This window comes from Arthrobacter sp. 10T425, assembly GCF_056393985.1.
This window is the reverse complement of sequence record NZ_JBFTGZ010000009.1, coordinates 1-16374: the sequence shown is the minus strand read 5'-3', so window position 1 is coordinate 16374 and position 16374 is coordinate 1. Positions and strand designations below refer to the sequence as shown.

12 protein-coding genes and 1 pseudogene are annotated in these 16374 nt (G+C 67.5%); 8 read left to right on the top strand and 5 right to left on the bottom strand.

Features of this window, described 5'->3' with window-relative positions; genetic code table 11:
- Nucleotides 1-33: 33 nt before the first annotated feature.
- The gene (locus AC1DDH_RS11900) at nt 34-1446 is read right to left on the bottom strand and encodes an NAD-dependent malic enzyme (RefSeq protein WP_476955494.1); all 1413 of its coding nucleotides are present in this window, start codon (nt 1444-1446) and stop codon (nt 34-36) included.
- Nucleotides 1447-1654: 208 nt separating this feature from the next.
- Between AC1DDH_RS11900 and AC1DDH_RS11895 the strand changes: the two genes are divergently transcribed.
- Entirely contained in the window at nt 1655-2410 is a 756-nt protein-coding gene (locus AC1DDH_RS11895; RefSeq protein ID WP_476860186.1) for an IclR family transcriptional regulator, read from the top strand.
- Nucleotides 2411-2508: 98 nt separating this feature from the next.
- On the opposite strand, the gene AC1DDH_RS11890 is transcribed toward AC1DDH_RS11895, so the two are convergent.
- Nucleotides 2509-4017, bottom strand: coding sequence for a nucleobase:cation symporter-2 family protein (locus AC1DDH_RS11890; protein WP_476955493.1), 1509 nt, complete (start codon nt 4015-4017; stop codon nt 2509-2511).
- 108 nt (nt 4018-4125) lie between these two features.
- The gene (gene pucL, locus AC1DDH_RS11885) at nt 4126-5034 is read right to left on the bottom strand and encodes a factor-independent urate hydroxylase (RefSeq protein ID WP_476860184.1); all 909 of its coding nucleotides are present in this window, start codon (nt 5032-5034) and stop codon (nt 4126-4128) included.
- A 382-nt stretch (nt 5035-5416) separates the two neighbouring features.
- Between pucL and AC1DDH_RS11880 the strand changes: the two genes are divergently transcribed.
- The 7 genes from AC1DDH_RS11880 (at nt 5417) to AC1DDH_RS11850 (ending at nt 13167) form a co-directional block, all read left to right on the top strand.
- Entirely contained in the window at nt 5417-5599 is a 183-nt protein-coding gene (locus tag AC1DDH_RS11880; protein ID WP_476955492.1) for a hypothetical protein, read from the top strand.
- Nucleotides 5600-5883: 284 nt separating this feature from the next.
- Nucleotides 5884-6378, top strand: coding sequence for a nucleoside deaminase (locus AC1DDH_RS11875; protein WP_230008935.1), 495 nt, complete (start codon nt 5884-5886; stop codon nt 6376-6378).
- 17 nt (nt 6379-6395) lie between these two features.
- Nucleotides 6396-7679 carry an XdhC family protein gene (locus tag AC1DDH_RS11870; RefSeq protein ID WP_476955491.1) on the top strand — a complete coding sequence of 428 codons (1284 nt, stop codon included), beginning with the start codon at nt 6396-6398 and terminating at the stop codon, nt 7677-7679.
- Complete coding sequence (locus AC1DDH_RS11865; protein WP_476955490.1) at nt 7670-8650, top strand: FAD binding domain-containing protein; 981 nt, start codon at nt 7670-7672, stop codon at nt 8648-8650. The genes AC1DDH_RS11870 and AC1DDH_RS11865 overlap by 10 nt, the downstream gene beginning before the upstream one ends.
- A 2-nt stretch (nt 8651-8652) precedes the next feature.
- Entirely contained in the window at nt 8653-11475 is a 2823-nt protein-coding gene (locus tag AC1DDH_RS11860; RefSeq protein WP_476955489.1) for a molybdopterin-dependent oxidoreductase, read from the top strand.
- 26 nt (nt 11476-11501) lie between these two features.
- On the top strand, nt 11502-12485 hold the full coding sequence (locus AC1DDH_RS11855) for an aldo/keto reductase (protein ID WP_230007749.1): 984 nt from the start codon (nt 11502-11504) through the stop codon (nt 12483-12485).
- Between the two features lie 37 nt (nt 12486-12522).
- Entirely contained in the window at nt 12523-13167 is a 645-nt protein-coding gene (locus AC1DDH_RS11850) for a uracil-DNA glycosylase (protein WP_476955488.1), read from the top strand.
- A 69-nt stretch (nt 13168-13236) separates the two neighbouring features.
- Here AC1DDH_RS11850 and nboR read toward each other — a convergent pair whose 3' ends face one another.
- Nucleotides 13237-13860 carry a nicotine blue oxidoreductase gene (nboR, locus tag AC1DDH_RS11845; protein ID WP_476955487.1) on the bottom strand — a complete coding sequence of 208 codons (624 nt, stop codon included), beginning with the start codon at nt 13858-13860 and terminating at the stop codon, nt 13237-13239.
- A gap of 21 nt (nt 13861-13881) precedes the next feature.
- A pseudogene (locus AC1DDH_RS11840) lies at nt 13882-16374 on the bottom strand (pyruvate dehydrogenase (acetyl-transferring), homodimeric type); the annotation flags it as partial.

Genomic DNA, 16374 nt, shown 5'->3' with positions numbered 1-16374 from the left:
TGGTCCTTCCTGGTCGGTGAAGCAGGCGGCGAATCAGGCGTGGGTCAGCGCGGCGGCCGGGACCGTCGCGTGGGCAGCCGCGACAACCGCCGCGGCGACGTCGGCGGCAACGTGGGGGTCGAAGACGCTGGGAATGATGTAGCTGGCATTGAGCTCGTCGTCGGCGACCCGGTTGGCGATCGCCGCGGCGGCGGCCACCAGCATCTGGGGGGTGATGTCCGCCGCCCCCGCGTCCAGCAGCCCGCGGAAGAACCCTGGGAAGGCCAGGACGTTGTTGATCTGGTTGGGGAAGTCGCTGCGGCCGGTCGCCACCACAGCGGCGTGCCGTGATGCGACCACCGGGTCGATTTCCGGCGTGGGGTTGGCCATGGCGAACACAATAGCGTCGTTGGCCATGGATGCCACCTGTTCTTCGCCGATCACGTGCGGTGCGCTGACGCCGATGAAGACGTCGGCTCCCTTGAGCGCTTCGTGCAGGGTGCCCGAGAAGCCCCGTTCATTGGTGTTCTCGGCAATCCACGTGCGGTGCTCGTCGTTGTACTGTTCGCCGAAGTGGATCGCTCCCGAGCGGCCGGCGGCGATGATGTTGCGGGCCCCCTGTGCCTTGAGCAGCGCGATGATGGCGGAGCCGGCGGCGCCGACGCCCGAAACGACAATCCGGACCTCGGAGAGTTTCTTGTCCACGACGCGCAGGGCGTTGGTCAGGGCTGCCAGCGTGACGATTGCGGTTCCGTGCTGGTCGTCGTGGAAGACCGGGATGTCGAGTTCCTCGCGGAGCCGGGTTTCGATCTCGAAGCAGCGCGGAGCGGCGATGTCCTCAAGGTTGACCCCGCCGTAGACCGGGGCGAGCGCCTTGACGATCCGGATGATTTCCTCCGTGTCCTGGGTGTCCAGGCAGACCGGCCAGGCGTCGACGTTGGCGAACTGCTTGAAGAGCGCGGCCTTGCCTTCCATGACCGGAAGTGCGGCGGCCGGGCCGATGTTGCCAAGGCCCAGGACGGCGGAGCCGTCGGTCACGACGGCGATGGTGTTGCGTTTGATGGTCAGGTTCCGGGCGGCCTCAGGGTTTTCCGCGATCGCCAGGCAGACGCGGGCGACGCCGGGGGTGTAGGCGCGGGAGAGGTCGTCGCGGTTGCGCAGGGCGACCTTCGGCACAACCTCCAGCTTGCCGCCGAGGTGCATCAGGAAGGTTCGGTCCGAGACGTTCCGGACCGTGACGCCGTCGAGCGCGTTGAGCGCGTCCTTGACGCGTGCGGCGTGGTCGTCGTCCGTGGTGTTGCAGGTGACGTCGACTACCAGGGTCTCGTGGTGGGACTCGGTGACGTCCAGGGCCGTGATCGCGGCGCCGGCCGCACCGACGGCGGCGGCCAGTTCGCTGGTGGCGGTGAAGCTCGAGGGCGCCTCCACGCGCAGGGTGATCGAATTTCCGGGGCTGGGATTCGCCATTGAATTTTCCTCCTAGTCGGCCCGCGGGCGGGCTCTTACTGCACTAATTTATTTCGTATGATGGATATTATTATCTACTTTGTGGAAATACAAGCCCCTGTGGATCCGTCGACGGCGGGCCGGCGGTACTGTATCTTGGGTCTACTAAGCACTTTTTTCACCATGTGGATAAAATTTGTCGGAAGCAACCTCTCAGGAGAGCAAAGTTATGGCGGAAAAAGCCCCCGGAGGCGTGCAGTCCGTTGAACGCGTTTTCGAACTTCTGGAACTGATCACTGACGCCGGCGGCGACGTCACACTCAGCGAACTCTCGTCCTCCACCGACCTGCCGCTTCCCACCATCCACCGGCTGCTGCGCACCCTCGTCACCCTGGGCTACATCCGGCAGCTGCCGAACCGCCGCTATGCCCTGGGCCCGCGCCTGATCCGTCTGGGCGAGGCGGCGAACAAGCAGCTCGGCGCGCTTGCCCGGCCGCAACTCCAGTCCCTCGTGGAACGGCTCGGGGAAACCGCCAACATGGCTGTGCTGGACTCCGACATGGTGATGTACGTGGCCCAGGTCCCGTCCCTTCATTCCATGCGGATGATCACCGAAGTGGGCCGCCGCGGTTACATGCATGCCACCGGCATGGGCAAAGCGATCCTGGCCCAGCTGGACGATGAGACGGTGCGTGGCATCGTGACCCGGAAGGGCATGCCCACCCCCACTCCGAAGAGCATCGGCGACGTCGAGTCCCTGTTCGCCGACTTGAAGCTGATCCGCGGCCGCGGCTATTCGATCGATGAGGAAGAGCAGGAGATCGGCGTCCGCTGCTTCGCGATTGCCATCCCCAATGCTCCGACCCCCGCGGCGATTTCCGTCTCCGGGCCTGTTTCCCGGGTGGACGAGACTTTCGCGGACCGGGCTGTGCCATTGCTGCGCGAGGCAGCCCTGGCGATCTCCCAGGACCTCAACAAGAGCTGACCTCCAGCGGCTGTGCCGCCGTCTGCCAGGCCACGTTGCGGCCCCTTTACCTTCACAGGGAGGGGCCGCAACGCTCATGCCGGTGGTGTCTTAGGGGGCTAGTGTTCGGATGTCGCGGCGGACTCCACCGGGACTTCCTTGCCGTCGCAGTCGATCAGTTTGCCGTTCTCGTAACGGTCGCCCTCGGCCAGGCATTGAAGGTCTTCCTCGCGGATGACGCGGCCCGTTCCGGCCACGAAGACCGACTGGTTCTCCGAGTTGCCCGTCTTCAGGTGGTTGAAGAGCAGGTTCAGCGCGATGGCCATGACCGCTGCGGAGCTGATGCCGGAATGGAAAATCGTTGCGAACCAGCTGGGGAACTTGTCGTAGAACGTGGGGGCGGCGATCGGGATCATCCCGAAGCCGATGGAGGCGGCGACGATGATCAGGTTCATGTTGTTCCGGTACTCCACTTTGGCCAGGGTCCGGATGCCGCTCGCGGCCACCGTGCCGAAGAGCACAATCCCGGCACCTCCCAGGACCGCCGTCGGGACCGCCGCGACCACCCGGCCGAGCACCGGCAGCAGGCCCAGCAGCACCAGGATGACGCCGCCGGCCGCCACCACATAGCGGCTCTTGATCTTGGTGACGGCGACCAGGCCAACGTTCTGGGCGAACGCGCTTTGCGTGAAGGAGCCGAAGACCGGCGCCACGAGGCTGGAAACCATATCGGCCCGCAGGCCCGCGGCGATCCGCTTCGAATCAACCCGGGTGCCCACGATTTCGCCGACGGCCAGGATGTCGGCCATGGTCTCGGTCAGGATGACCAGGACCACGATCAGCATGGAGATGATGGCGGCAGCCTCGAAGGTGGGTGCGCCGAGGTGGAACGGTGCGGGGAAGGCAACGATCGGGCCGTCGCCGACGTTCGAGAAGTCCGCCATGCCGGTGACGACGGCGACCCCCGTTCCGGCCAGCATGGCCAGCAGGATGGACAGGCGGGAAATAGTGGCGCTGCCGACCTTGCTCAGCAGGAGCACGAGGGCCAGGGTAATAGCCGCCAGCCCGATGTTGGCCACGCTCCCGTAGTCCTCGGCCTTCCTGTTTCCGCCCATGGCCCAGTTGGCCGCCACGGGCATCAGTGTGAGGCCGATGATGGTGATGACTGTGCCGGTGACCACCGGCGGGAAGAACCGGACAATCTTGGAGAACACCGGGGCGATCAGCAGCCCGATGGCTGCAGAGGCAATGACAGCGCCGAAGACGGCAGGGAGGCCGCCTCCGCCGGTGACGATGGCGACCATCGTCGCCACGCTGGCGAAGGAGACGCCCTGAACTAGGGGGAGCTGGGAGCCGAAGAACGGCAAGCCCAGGGTCTGGAGCAGCGTGGCCAGGCCGCCCATGAAGAGGGCCGCGGCGATCAGAACCCCGACGTCGGCCGGGGCCAGGCCGGCGGCCTGGCCGACGATCAGGGGGACGGCGATGATGCCGCCGTACATGGTCAGGACGTGCTGGAAGCCGTAGGCGAAGCTGCTTCCGACGGAGAGCCGTTGGTCCTCGGGGCGGGGATTGCCGCCGGTGCCGCGGGTGCGTGGCAGCCGGGCCGTCAATTTTTTGCGTGCGTTCATGGCAGACCTTCTTGGTTCATGGCGGACGTCGTTGTCCGGCTAACAATGTCTGGCTAACGGGTGCCGTAGTGCCGGCGCCGGAGGCCCGGGCCGGCCGGCCCGGGAGTCCTAGCAGAAGCCGGCGATCCCGGACCAGGCGATTTCTGCGGGGCTGGCGTCTTCACGCTGGACAGTGGCCTCGATCAGGCCGTAGGGGCGGTCGGCGGCGAAGAAGACCTCGTTGGGGTTGTCGAGGCCAAAGGGCGAGAGGTCGACGAGGAAGTGGTGCTTGTTGGGCATGGAGAACTTGATCTCGTCGATCTCGGTGTGAGCTTCGAGGACCTTGGCGCCCATGTCGAAGAGGGTCTGCTGCAGGGCGTGGGAGTAGTTTTCGCTGAAGCCCTCCAGCAGCAGGCTCTTGACGTCCTCGTAGCTCTTGTTGAAGTCGAACGTGCCGAAATCGGTGCCGGTCCTGAAGCGCCAGCGGGCCGATACGTCCGTGGCGAGGATGCGGTCGGACGTTTCCGGGAGGGTGGTGTACTTGTCCCGCGGGAAGCCGCTGAACCCGGACTGGGTCGACTTCAACACGGTGAGGTCCTTGAGCCCGGCGATGAGGTGCTCGGTACCGCTGTTGCGGACAAGGACCGCGGTGCGGACTTCCTGGCCGCTGCGGACGAAGGAGTGGTCGTGCCCGGTCCCGTGGGCCTGGATCCGGTCCCATTTGTAGGATTCGGCTGCCCAGCGGCCGCCGGTGACCCAGTCGAAGTTCGAGGTGAAGTGCTTGCCTAGCCGCAGCAGGAAGGCTTCCGGGGAGCCGATGCCGTCCCGGGCGAAGGCATAGATGGTGTTCTTTTGGGTGTCCGTGGCCACCACATGGCTGTTGTCGCCTTCGAGGTGGGCAGCCGCGAAGTCCCCGCGCAACTGCGAGGTGACATTCAGGTCTTCGATTTCATGGCGGTCGGTGTCCCTGGTGATCTTGACGACCCGGACTTCGGCTTTTCCGTACTGGTTGTGGCCGAGGACGATCTTGTTGCTCATGGTCTGATTCCCAACTTCAGGTATGTGGCACCAAAGTCCCACATAGAAATTAAGCGCGTGTTTCCCGCGCGTTTCTCATTCCGTCGGCCCACAAAAAAGAGCCGACATCAGTTGATGCCAGCTCATTACGACCCTGCCTGCTGCTCCCAGGTTACGTGACCTGCGCCACGAATTGGGATTAAGCGTAGCCCGGTCCGGGCGTGGTGTACATCACTTTCCGAAAAAACGGTTTGTGACCGCGGCGGCCAACGCTCTTGACCGGCGGCTCCGCCCGCCCCTACTCTTTTCCACATAACAATAAATTATTTCCAAATTGTGGAACTCTTCCGTGTGCTTCGACTCGGTGCGGAGAAGCGCCCACGCAATGCATGAGGAGGAATCCATGAACTCGCAGGAGACGGACAGTGCCGTTGAATTTCCGGCGCCCGGGGTGGAGCTGTACCTGCCGTTCGCCGCCACGGACTTCGGCGCCACGGACCCAGACTTCTACATTCCGGCCGACTGCGAGCGGAGGGACCGCGGCTTTTGCCGGTGGCTCCGCGCGCTGCCGCTCTTTGGCCGGTAGGCGTTTCTCTTGGGCGGTTGGGCGGTTGGGCGGCGGCAGGGCGTTGGCGTGAAGACCCGGAAATAGAGATTTCACATAACGAAAACAGGCTTCCCTCAAATAGGGCGCGCCGCGCGGACATCCCGGTGCTACTGTCGATCTTGCCAACGGCGGGCAGCCCGGGATCCGGGAAGCTATCTACCAGGCGCAACCTTCAAGGCACATGCTGAAGACTGGTCACCGTCGCATACGGCCCTTGCGTACCCGTCACGGTGTACAGGCTTCCGCAGGTAGGGAGTGGCGGCATGACTACAACCGATACGGCCCAGAAGTTCCTGGCGAGATCCATCGAGTTGGCCACGGCCAACGTCCTGAACGGCGGCGGCCCGTTCGGCGCAGTGGTGGTCACTGCGGACGGGCTAGCGTTCGAAGGCGTCAACCGCGTCACCGCCACCAACGATCCCACGGCGCACGCCGAGGTCACGGCCATCCGGCAGGCCTGCAGCGAACTTGGCACTTTCGATCTCAGCGGAGCCACGCTCTACTGCAGCTGCGAGCCGTGCCCCATGTGCCTGGCGTCCGCACTGTGGGCGCGGGTGTCACGCGTGATGTTCGCCGCGGACCGGCACGATGCCGCGGCTGCGGGGTTCGATGACGCCGTCTTCTACGAATACTTCGAAAACGACCAGCGCGACACGCTCATGCCGGTGGGCAGGCTGCAACTGACAGACCCGCAAGCGCCCGCGGCACTGGATCCCTTCAAGGCCTGGAACTCGCTTGAGTCCCGGACCGACTACTAGCGCCGGGGACTGCGGCCATGTTGGATCTGCTCCCGCACCTGGGCACATGGCGGCCGGCCGCGTCCGGGCAGCTCTGCGCGGTGGCCACCGTCGTGGGCACTGCCGGATCAGTGCCGAGGCCCGTGGGCACCTCCATGCTGGTCTCGGAGACCGGCGAGGTGCTGGGCAGCCTGTCCGGTGGATGCGTTGAAGGGGCCGTTGTGGAAGCGGCCCTGGCGGCAATGCGCGACGGCGGGACGCGCCGGGAGTTCTTCGGATACAGCGCCGAGGACGCGTTTGCGGCCGGGCTGACCTGCGGCGGCAGGCTGGAAATCCACATCGAACCCGTGGATACGGGGCCCGGCCGGCTGCGGCTGGACGGCCTGCTGGCCCTGGCCGGGAGGCATCCGGCCGGCGGCGCTGCGCTGATCCGCAGGGTAGACGCCGGCGGAGGCGGCGCCGTCGTGGTTCCAGACCCGGCGGCCTTCCAGGTACTGCAGTCGGCCGAACTCGCCGCGATGCTCGGTGCGGGCGGTTCCGGTGGTGCCGGGCTCGCGATGCGGGCGGCAGCAGCCCAGTTGGAACCGCTGCTGAGGGGAGGCCGTACAGGGCTGGTCCGGATCGCGTCCGCGGGGGAGCGCCAGCAGGAACCCGTGAGCCTGCTGGTGGAGAGCCGGCTACCGGCACCGCGCCTGCTGATCTTCGGCGCCAATGACTTCGGTGCGGCACTCGTGCCGGCCGCGAAACTCCTGGGCTTCCATGTCACGGTGTGCGATGCGCGCCCGGCGTTCGCACAGCAGGACAGGTTCGGCGCCGCGGACGAGGTGGCCACGGCCTGGCCGCACCGGTACTTGGCGGACCAAGTGCTGGCCGGCCGCACCGACGCCCGGACGGCCATCTGCGTGCTCACACACGATCCGAAATTCGATGTTCCGCTCCTGCAGGCCGCGCTCGGCCTGGACGTGGACTATGTCGGCGCCATGGGGTCCAGACGAAGCCACCGCGGGCGGATCGATGCTCTGCGGCAGGCCGGCGTGGCCGACGGCGACCTGGCCCGGCTGCACTCACCCATCGGCCTGGACCTCGGGGCCGTCACGCCGGAAGAGGTCGCGGTCTCCATCACGGCAGAACTCGTGGCCAACCGGAGCAAGGCCGCCGGGCTGGCCCAGGGCAGCGTGTCCCTGAAGGATGCCAGCGGCCCCATTCACCACTACTCCCGAAATCATCAGGACAGCAGTCATCACGGCCGCAACCATCACGACCGCAACCATCACGACAGCAGCGCCGGCATGCCGGAACCTGAGGAGGCCCAGTGGACATGAACACCATCGAGGCCGTGGTCCGCACCGCGGATCCGGCGCAGTGGCGCGAAGGGGACGCCTGGCTCGCGGGGGGTACCGTGCTTTTCTCCTCTGGGAGCCCCGCCGCCGGACAGGAACCGCTCCGGCGCCTCCTGGACCTCGGCTCCACGGACTGGACACCCATAGCGGTGTCGGCGGCCGGCATCGAGCTGGCGGCGACCTGCACCATCGCGCAACTGTATGCATTCCCGGATGCGGATGCGGATGCGGATGCGGATGCCGGCTCGGCCGCCGGCCGGGGGCTGGCCGGGAACTGGCCCGGCGTGGAACTCGTCCGCCCCTGCTGCGAGTCTTTTGTGGCCTCCTTCAAGGTCTGGTACATGTCCACGGTGGGCGGCAACCTGTGCACTTCCCTGCCGGCCGGGCCCATGATCTCGCTTTGCGCGGCGCTCGACGCCACGGCCACCATTCTGGGCCCCGGCGGCGCCCGCCGCACGCTCCCGGTGCTGGACTTCGTTACAGGCGACGGGACGAACTGCCTCGCTCCCGGCGAGCTCCTGCGCAGCGTGAGCCTGCCGGCGGCGGCACTGTCCTCCCGGGTGGCCTTCCGCCGGCTGTCGCTGAGCAACCTGGGCAGGTCAGCGGTGCTGCTGATTGGAAGGCTCGACGCCGGCGGCACCCTGGTCCTGACCGTCACCGCAGCCACCAAGCGCCCCGTGCAGCTGCGCCTGGAGTCCTCCGCGGCGGCGCTCGCCGGCGCCCTCACTGATGCTCTCTCCGAGGCCTTGGATGCCGCCATCCCCGATGACCTGTACCACGACGACGTCCACGGCCTGCCCGCCTGGCGCAAGGACATGACGTACCGGCTGGCCCATGAAATCCAGGCCGAACTCACCGCCCCGGCAGGCCGCGACCCGTTACGCATATCCGGTGACTTCTGGCCGCCGCGGGGCGGGACCCTGAACGGTGGACCCCGGACGGAAGGTGCCTGAGCATGAGAATCGAGATCAACGGTGTCCCGGCGCAGGCCGAACCCCGTCCCGGCCAGTGCCTGCGGACGTTCCTTCGCGAACAGGGGAACCTGGGCGTCAAGAAGGGCTGCGACGCCGGCGACTGCGGCGCCTGCACGGTGCACGTGGACGGGGTCCCGGTGCACAGCTGCATTTATCCCGCGGTCCGCGCGGAAGGCCGGGCGGTCACCACGGTGGAAGGACTGGCCGCCGCCAGCGCCTCCGGCGGACCCGGTGACCCCAACAGCACCGCGCTTCATCCGATGCAGCAGCAGTTCCTGGACCGGCAGGGCTTCCAATGCGGCTTTTGCACGGCCGGCATGGTGATGACGGCAGCGACGTTCGATGAGGAGCAGAGGGCGGACCTGCCGCGGAACCTGAAGGGCAACCTGTGCCGGTGCACCGGGTACACGGCCATCGAGGACGCCGTCTGCGGGAGGGGGAGCCGCCCGGTCACCCCTTCTGAGGGGCCTGGCCGGCCGGAGCCGCGCCCCGGACAACTGGGCGACGACGCTCCCGCCCCCGCCGGCCTCGCCATCGTCACGGGGCAGGCCCGCTACACCCTGGACGTCCCGGCCGATGAACTGCCCGGGCTGCTGCACGCGAAACTGCTGCGCTCCCCGCATGCCCACGCCCGGATCCGCTCCATCGACGCAGCAGCCGCGCTGGCGATTCCCGGCGTCGCGGCCGTCTTCACCCACGAGGACTCCCCGGCGCAGCTGTTTTCGACCGCGCAGCACGAGCTCTACACCGACGACCCGGACGACACCCGCGTGTTTGACGACGTCGTGCGGTTCACCGGCCAGCGCGTCGCCGCCGTCGTCGCCGGGACGGTGGCGGCGGCGGAGGCTGGCGTGCGGGCCCTGAAGGTCGACTACGAGGTGCTGGACGCGGTCTTTACCCCGGAGCACGCCATGCTCCCCGGCGCCCCCGCCCTCCACGGGGACAAGGACGCAACCACGGCCCGCATCAGCCGGCCGGAGCGGAACGTCGTCGCGGAACTGCATTCCGAGCTCGGCGACATGGCGGCCGGGTTCGCCGCGGCGGACTTCATCCACGAACACACGTACCGGACTCAACGGGTGCAGCACATGGCGCTCGAAACCCATGCCTCCATCGCCTCGATCGGCGGTGACGGGCGGCTGCTGATCCGCACCTCCAGCCAGGTCCCGTTCCTGGTGCGGCGCACCCTGGGCCGGGTGTTCGGCCTGCCGGAAGAGCAGATCCGGGTGGTGGCCGGACGGGTGGGCGGCGGTTTCGGCGGCAAACAAGAGGTGCTCACCGAGGACGTCGTGGCGCTGGCCGCCCTGAAGCTCAACCGCCCCGTGCAGCTTGAATTCACCCGGACCGAACAGTTCACCGCCGCCACCACCAAGCATCCCTTCACCATCCATCTCAAGGCCGGCGCCAGCCGCGACGGGCGGCTGACCGCACTGAAGCTGGAGGTGCTCACCAACACGGGCGCCTATGGCAACCACGCGACCGGGGTCATGTTCCACGGCTGCGGTGAGTCGTTGGCGGTGTACAAATGCGCCAACAAGAAAGTGGACGCCCACGCCGTGTACACCAACACGGTGCCGTCCGGTGCCTTCCGAGGCTACGGGCTCAGCCAGATGATCTTCGCGATCGAATCCGGCATCGACGAGCTCGCGGCAGGGATCGGCATGGACCCCCTGGAGTTCCGCCGCCGGAACATGGTCCGGGAAGGCGACGACATGCTGTCCATCCGCGACGAGCCCCAGGAGGACGTCCGCTACGGCAGCTACGGCCTGGACCAGTGCACGAAGCTGGTCGAGGACGCGCTGGCCCGTGGGCGGGAACGCTGCCGCGCCGCCGGCCTCGACAGCCTGGGACCGGACTGGGTGGTCGGGGAGGGGACTGCCCTGTCCATGATCGACACCGTCCCGCCACGCGGCCACTTTGCCCACTCCAGGCTCCGGCTCCTGCCCGACGGGACCTACGCCGCCGACGTCGGGACGGCAGAATTCGGCAACGGCACCTCCACCGTCCACGCGCAGCTCGCGGCCACCGCGCTGTCCACCTCCGCCGCCCGCGTCACCCTCCGGCAGTCCGACACCGACCTGGTGGACCACGATTCCGGGGCGTTCGGATCTGCCGGCACCGTAGTGGCGGGCAAAGCGACGCTCGCGGCCGCCGAGGACCTCGCCCTCCGCATCCGCGCCTTCGCCGCCGGCCTCCGCCTCGTGCCGCGCTCCGGCTGCGTCCTGGACGGGGACGCTGTGGACTGCGAGGGAACCCGGGTGCCCCTGACGGACATTTACGACGCCGCGGAGCAGGCCGGCGTCGAGCTCGCCGCCGAGGGGCGTTGGGGCGGGACGCCGCGTTCCGTGGCGTTCAATGTCCAGGGCTTCCGGGTGGCGGTGAACACCGGGACGGGGGAGCTGCGAATCCTGCAGAGCGTGCAGGCGGCCGACGCCGGCGTGGTGGTCAATCCGCGCCAGTGCCGCGGCCAGATCGAAGGCGGGATCGCGCAGGCCCTCGGCTCTGCGCTCTACGAGGAGGTCACAGTGGACGACGCCGGCCGCGTCACCACCGACGTCCTGCGGCAGTACCACGTCCCCTCCTTCGCCGACGTGCCGCGCAGCGAGGTGTACTTCGCCGACACCAGCGACAAGCTGGGCCCGCTGGGCGCGAAGTCGATGAGCGAGAGCCCGTTCAATCCGGTGGCGCCGGCGCTCGCGAACGCCATCCGGAACGCCACCGGCGTGAGGTTTTCCCAGCTGCCCATCACCCGGGACAAGATCTATCTGGGCCTGAAGGAAGCAGGGCTGGTTCGTCCGCTTTGAGGCCGCTGCCGGCCTATAGTCGGACGATGGAACAACGAATCTTGGGCAAAACCGGACGAAACGTCTCCACGGTCGGGTTGGGGACCTGGCAGCTTGGCGCGGACTGGGGCAACGTGGACCCCGCGCAGGCGCAGGCCATCCTGGCGGCCTCCGTCGAAGCGGGCGTCACGTTCTTCGACACCGCGGACGTCTATGGCGACGGCCGCAGTGAGCAGGCCATCGGCGCGTTCCTGGCAGACAACCCCGGCCTGGACATCACGGTGGCCACCAAGATGGGCCGGCGGGTGGAGCAGCGGCCGGAGAGCTACAACCTCGCCAACTTCCGCGAATGGACGGACCGGTCGCGGCGCAACCTGGGCGTCGAGCAGCTGGATCTGGTCCAGCTGCACTGCCCGCCCACCGCGGTGTACAGCAACAACGAGGTCTACGACGCGCTGGACACGCTCGTGGCCGAGGGGGCCATCCGCAACTACGGCGTTAGCGTGGAGCGGACCGAGGAAGCCCTCGAAGCAATGCGCCACGACGGCACCGCCACCGTGCAGATCATCCTCAACGCCTTCCGGCTCAAGCCGCTGGATGAAGTGTTGCCCGCCGCCGAGGCCGCAGGGGTGGGCATCATCGCCCGTGTCCCGCTCGCCTCCGGGCTGCTCTCCGGCAAATACACCGCGGAGACGTCCTTCGCGGAGGACGATCACCGGAACTATAACCGCACCGGATCGGCGTTCGACGTCGGGGAAACCTTCTCCGGCGTGGACTTCGGGGAAGGCCTCAAAGCGGTGGCCGAGTTCGAGGAACTGGTGCCCGACGGCGTCAGCACCGCCCAGGCGGCCATCGCCTGGATCGCGGCGCAGGACGGCGTCAGCACGGTGATCCCGGGCGCGCGGAACGTGGACCAGGCGCGCTCCAATGCCGCCGCGGCGGGTGTCAGCGGCATTGACGCAACGTTCGACGTCGGCGTCCGCGAAATCTATGACCGCTACTTCCGCGAAACGATCCACCCCCGCTGGTAGGGCGCTTATTCTGCCGGGTGTCCCCAAGGGCCGACAAATGACTGTTTCCTCCATCGACGGCTTCGTTGACCGTCTCGCGGCCGTCGAAACGGGGCCGGGGTGCAACAACTTCTTTGATCACACCGTGCCTGGAAATGCGCAGCGCCGGCGGAACCTGGAGCTCTATCTGCGGGAGATGCAGGACCGCGCCCCAAAGGTCCTGCTGCTGGGCGAAGCCCCCGGGTACAGGGGCATGAGGATCACCGGGATTCCCTTCACGAACCGGTCCATGTTCGAAGGCCCTGCCAACGGGTTTGGGCTGTTTGGGCCCGGGAAGGGGTACGTGCTTCCGGCAGACGCCGAAGGCATAGCCGCCGAGCCGACGGCCACGGTGATGTGGCAGGTCCTGGCCGAGCTGGAGTTCCTGCCCCTGCTGTGGAGCGCCTGCCCGTGGCACACCCACGTGCCCGGGCGGCCGCTGTCCAACCGCACGCCGAGGGCGTCCGAGGCTGACCTTGGAACTCCGTTCTGGCAGGCGCTGATCGAGGCGTTTTCCATCGAAACTGTGGTGGCCGTGGGCAATGTGGCGCACCGCAGCCTGCAGCGCAGCGGCATCGACGTGCCGAAAATCAGGCACCCGGCGCACGGCGGCCGGTCCGGTTTCAAGCGCGGCCTGCAGGAGTTTTTGGCTCACTCGCGCTAAAACCAGTGCGGGGTCAGATACGGCCCATCGAGGGGGCCTTAATGGGCCGTATCTGACCCCGCGTTGTCTTTAGTCGAGAAGGTGCAGCTGTTCGGGGGAGTCGAGGTCCTCGCCGCCGGAGAGGTCGCTGCAGTCCACCAGATCAATCAGGTCCGGGTGCGCCCGCAGGAAGACGCGCGCTCCGGCGTCACCCGTTGCTGTTTCCGCGGCTTCGGTGCGAAGCCCGGCATCGAGCAGCAGCGGGTGTCCGCGCTGCAGCGTCCCCTCCGCGTCGCGGTAGCCGGCCGCCGTTACCCGGCCGGGCCGGTGGGCTGCCAGCAGCCGGGTGACGATCTCCCTGGTCAGGCCGGGCTGGTCCACCAGCGCAATGAGCACATGGGCCTCCAGGGCCGCCGCGGCGATACCGGCCCGGAACGAGCTGCCCATCCCGCTGGCCCAGTGCGGGTTGTCGATGACCCGGTGCCGGCCGAGGTCGGTGGCGGCGCGGACCCTTGCCGCATCCGCGCCAAGCACCACCACCACCTCCCGGCAGCCGCCCGCTAGCAGCACGTCAGCGAGCACTTCGACCAGCGTGCGGCCATGGAAGGGGAGCAACGCCTTGGGCCCGAGCCCCAGCCGGGTCCCGGCTCCGGCGGCCAGCAGCACCGCCGTCGTGCCGCCGGATCCGGTGCCGTGCGCTCTGCTGTCGCTCATCTGCCCACCATAACTCGCTTCTCAGGCGTCGCCACCCGCTCCTCCGGTGGTCCCGGCGGTGACGTCCAGGAGCTTGTAGCGGTCGATCGCGTAGGCGGGCACCCCGCTATCGACCTCTCCGCGCGAGGCCAGCAGCTGGAGGGTCTTCACTACAATCGAGTGGATGTCGTTCTTGAAGAAACGGCGGGCCGCGGCGCGGGTGTCGGAGAAGCCGAAGCCGTCCGCGCCGAGCGAGGCGAACTGGTGCGGCAGGAACTGGCGGATCTGGTCCGGCACGGCCTTCATGTAGTCGGTGACCGCCACGACCGGCCCGGTGGCACCGGCGAGCTGCTGGGCCACGAACGGGACGCGGGCGGGCTGGCCGGGGTTCAGGAAGGCCTCTTCTTCTGCCGCGAGGCCGTCGCGGCGGAGTTCGGTCCAGGAGGTCACGGACCAGACATCCGCCGAGACGCCCCAGTCCTCGGCGAGGACCCGCTGGGCTTCGAGGGCCCACGGAACGGACACGCCGGAGGCCAGGATCTGGCTTTTAGGCCCGTCAAAGTCCGACGCCGACACCCGGTAGATGCCTTTCAGGACACCGTTGACGTCGAGATTTTCGGGTTCGGCCGGCTGGAAGATCGGCTCGTTGTACACCGTGAGGTAGTACATCAGGTTCCGCGACGGATCGTTGTCGGCAATTTCTTTCCCGGCTTCACCGGGCCCATACATCCGCTCCAGGCCGTCCCGGATGATGTGGCCCATTTCGTACCCGAACGCTGGGTCGTAGGTGATGACGGCCGGGTTGGTTGCCGCCAGTATCGGGGAGTGGCCGTCGGCGTGCTGCAGGCCTTCGCCGGTCAGGGTGGTGCGTCCGGCGGTGGCGCCGATGATGAACCCGCGGGTCATCTGGTCGGCGGCGGCCCAGAAGGAATCGCCGGTGCGCTGGAAGCCGAACATCGAGTAGAAGACGTAAACCGGCACGAGCGGTTCGCCGTGCGTGGCGTAGGACGTGCCGGCGGCGGTGAAGGCCGCCACCGCCCCGGCTTCATTGATGCCCGGGTGGATCAGCTGGCCCTGGGCCGATTCCTTATAGGCAAGGACGAGCTCCCGGTCCACGGAGAGGTAGCCCTGGCCGTCCGGGTTGTAGACGCCGCTCGGGGACGAAGCCGCCGAGTTGCTTGCGGCGGTCCATCAGGTACTGGATCTCCGGGGAGTCCATGCCGGGGTGGTAGTACGGCGGCCGGTAGAGGTCCGCTTCGAGCTGGTCGTCCGTGATCGGGATGCGCAGGTGGTCGCGGAAGGCCTTGAGGTCCGCGAGGGTGAGCTTCTTCATCTGGTGGGTCGCGTTGCGGCCCTCGAAGTGGGTACCCAGGCCGTAGCCCTTGACCGTGTGCGCCAGGATGACCGTGGGCTTGCCCTTGAACTCGGTGGCGGCCTTGTAGGCGGCGTAGACCTTGTTGTAGTCGTGCCCGCCGCGCTTGAGGTTCCAGATCTGGTCGTCGGTCAGGTCCTGGACCATTTCCTTGGTCTGCGGGGTCTTGCCGAAGAAGTGCTCGCGGACGAACGCGCCGGATTCGGCCTTGTACGTCTGGTAGTCGCCGTCGACGGTCTCGTTCATGATCTTCACGAGCGAGCCGTCYTCGTCCTTGGCCAGCAGGTCATCCCACTCCCGGCCCCAGACGACCTTGATGACGTTCCAGCCGGCACCGCGGAAGAACGCTTCGAGTTCCTGCATGATCTTGCCGTTGCCGCGGACGGGACCGTCGAGGCGCTGGAGGTTGCAGTTGATGACGAAGTTGAGGTTGTCGAGCTTGTCGTTGGCCGCCAGCTGCAGCAGGCCGCGGGACTCGGGCTCGTCCATTTCGCCGTCGCCCAGGAACGCCCAGACCTGCTGGTCCGAGGTGTCCTTGATGCCGCGGTTGTGCAGGTACCGGTTGGACTGGGCCTGGTAGATGGCGTTCATCGGGCCGATGCCCATCGAGACGGTGGGGAAYTCCCAGAACTCCGGCATCAGGCGCGGGTGCGGATAGGAGGACAGGGCGTGCCCTTCCTTGGACTTCTCCTGGCGGAACCCGTCCAGGTCCTCCTCGGAGAGCCGGCCTTCCATGAAGGCGCGGGCGTACATGCCGGGGGAGGCRTGGCCCTGGAAGAARACCTGGTCGCCGCCGCCGGGGTGGTCCTTGCCGCGGAAGAAGTGRTTGAAGCCGACCTCGTACAGGGTCGCGGCGCCGGCGTAAGTGGAGATGTGGCCTCCGACGCCGATGTCCGCCCGCTGCGCCCGGTGCACCATCACGGCGGCATTCCAGCGCAGCCAGGCACGGTATTTGCGTTCGATCTCTTCATCGCCAGGGAATGCCGCTTCCTGGTCGACCGGGATGGTGTTGACGTAGTCCGTGGTGGTGACCATCGGAACACCCACGCTCTGCGCGCCGGCCCGCTGGAGCAGGCTTCGCATAATGTACTGGGCACGTTCGGTGCCTTGTTCCTGAATCAGGGTATCCAGGGACTCCAGCCATTCGGCGGTCTCTTCCGGAT

Bases quoted from the DNA above. Each gene is read 5' to 3' on its own strand.
- AC1DDH_RS11900 (WP_476955494.1), bottom strand. From the start codon at position 1,446: ATGGCGAATCCCAGCCCCGGAAATTCGATCACCCTGCGCGTGGAGGCG.
- AC1DDH_RS11895 (WP_476860186.1), top strand. From the start codon at position 1,655: ATGGCGGAAAAAGCCCCCGGAGGCGTGCAGTCCGTTGAACGCGTTTTC.
- AC1DDH_RS11890 (WP_476955493.1), bottom strand. From the start codon at position 4,017: ATGAACGCACGCAAAAAATTGACGGCCCGGCTGCCACGCACCCGCGGC.
- pucL (WP_476860184.1), bottom strand. From the start codon at position 5,034: ATGAGCAACAAGATCGTCCTCGGCCACAACCAGTACGGAAAAGCCGAA.
- AC1DDH_RS11880 (WP_476955492.1), top strand. From the start codon at position 5,417: ATGAACTCGCAGGAGACGGACAGTGCCGTTGAATTTCCGGCGCCCGGG.
- AC1DDH_RS11875 (WP_230008935.1), top strand. From the start codon at position 5,884: ATGACTACAACCGATACGGCCCAGAAGTTCCTGGCGAGATCCATCGAG.
- AC1DDH_RS11870 (WP_476955491.1), top strand. From the start codon at position 6,396: ATGTTGGATCTGCTCCCGCACCTGGGCACATGGCGGCCGGCCGCGTCC.
- AC1DDH_RS11860 (WP_476955489.1), top strand. From the start codon at position 8,653: ATGAGAATCGAGATCAACGGTGTCCCGGCGCAGGCCGAACCCCGTCCC.
- AC1DDH_RS11855 (WP_230007749.1), top strand. From the start codon at position 11,502: ATGGAACAACGAATCTTGGGCAAAACCGGACGAAACGTCTCCACGGTC.
- AC1DDH_RS11850 (WP_476955488.1), top strand. From the start codon at position 12,523: ATGACTGTTTCCTCCATCGACGGCTTCGTTGACCGTCTCGCGGCCGTC.
- nboR (WP_476955487.1), bottom strand. From the start codon at position 13,860: ATGAGCGACAGCAGAGCGCACGGCACCGGATCCGGCGGCACGACGGCG.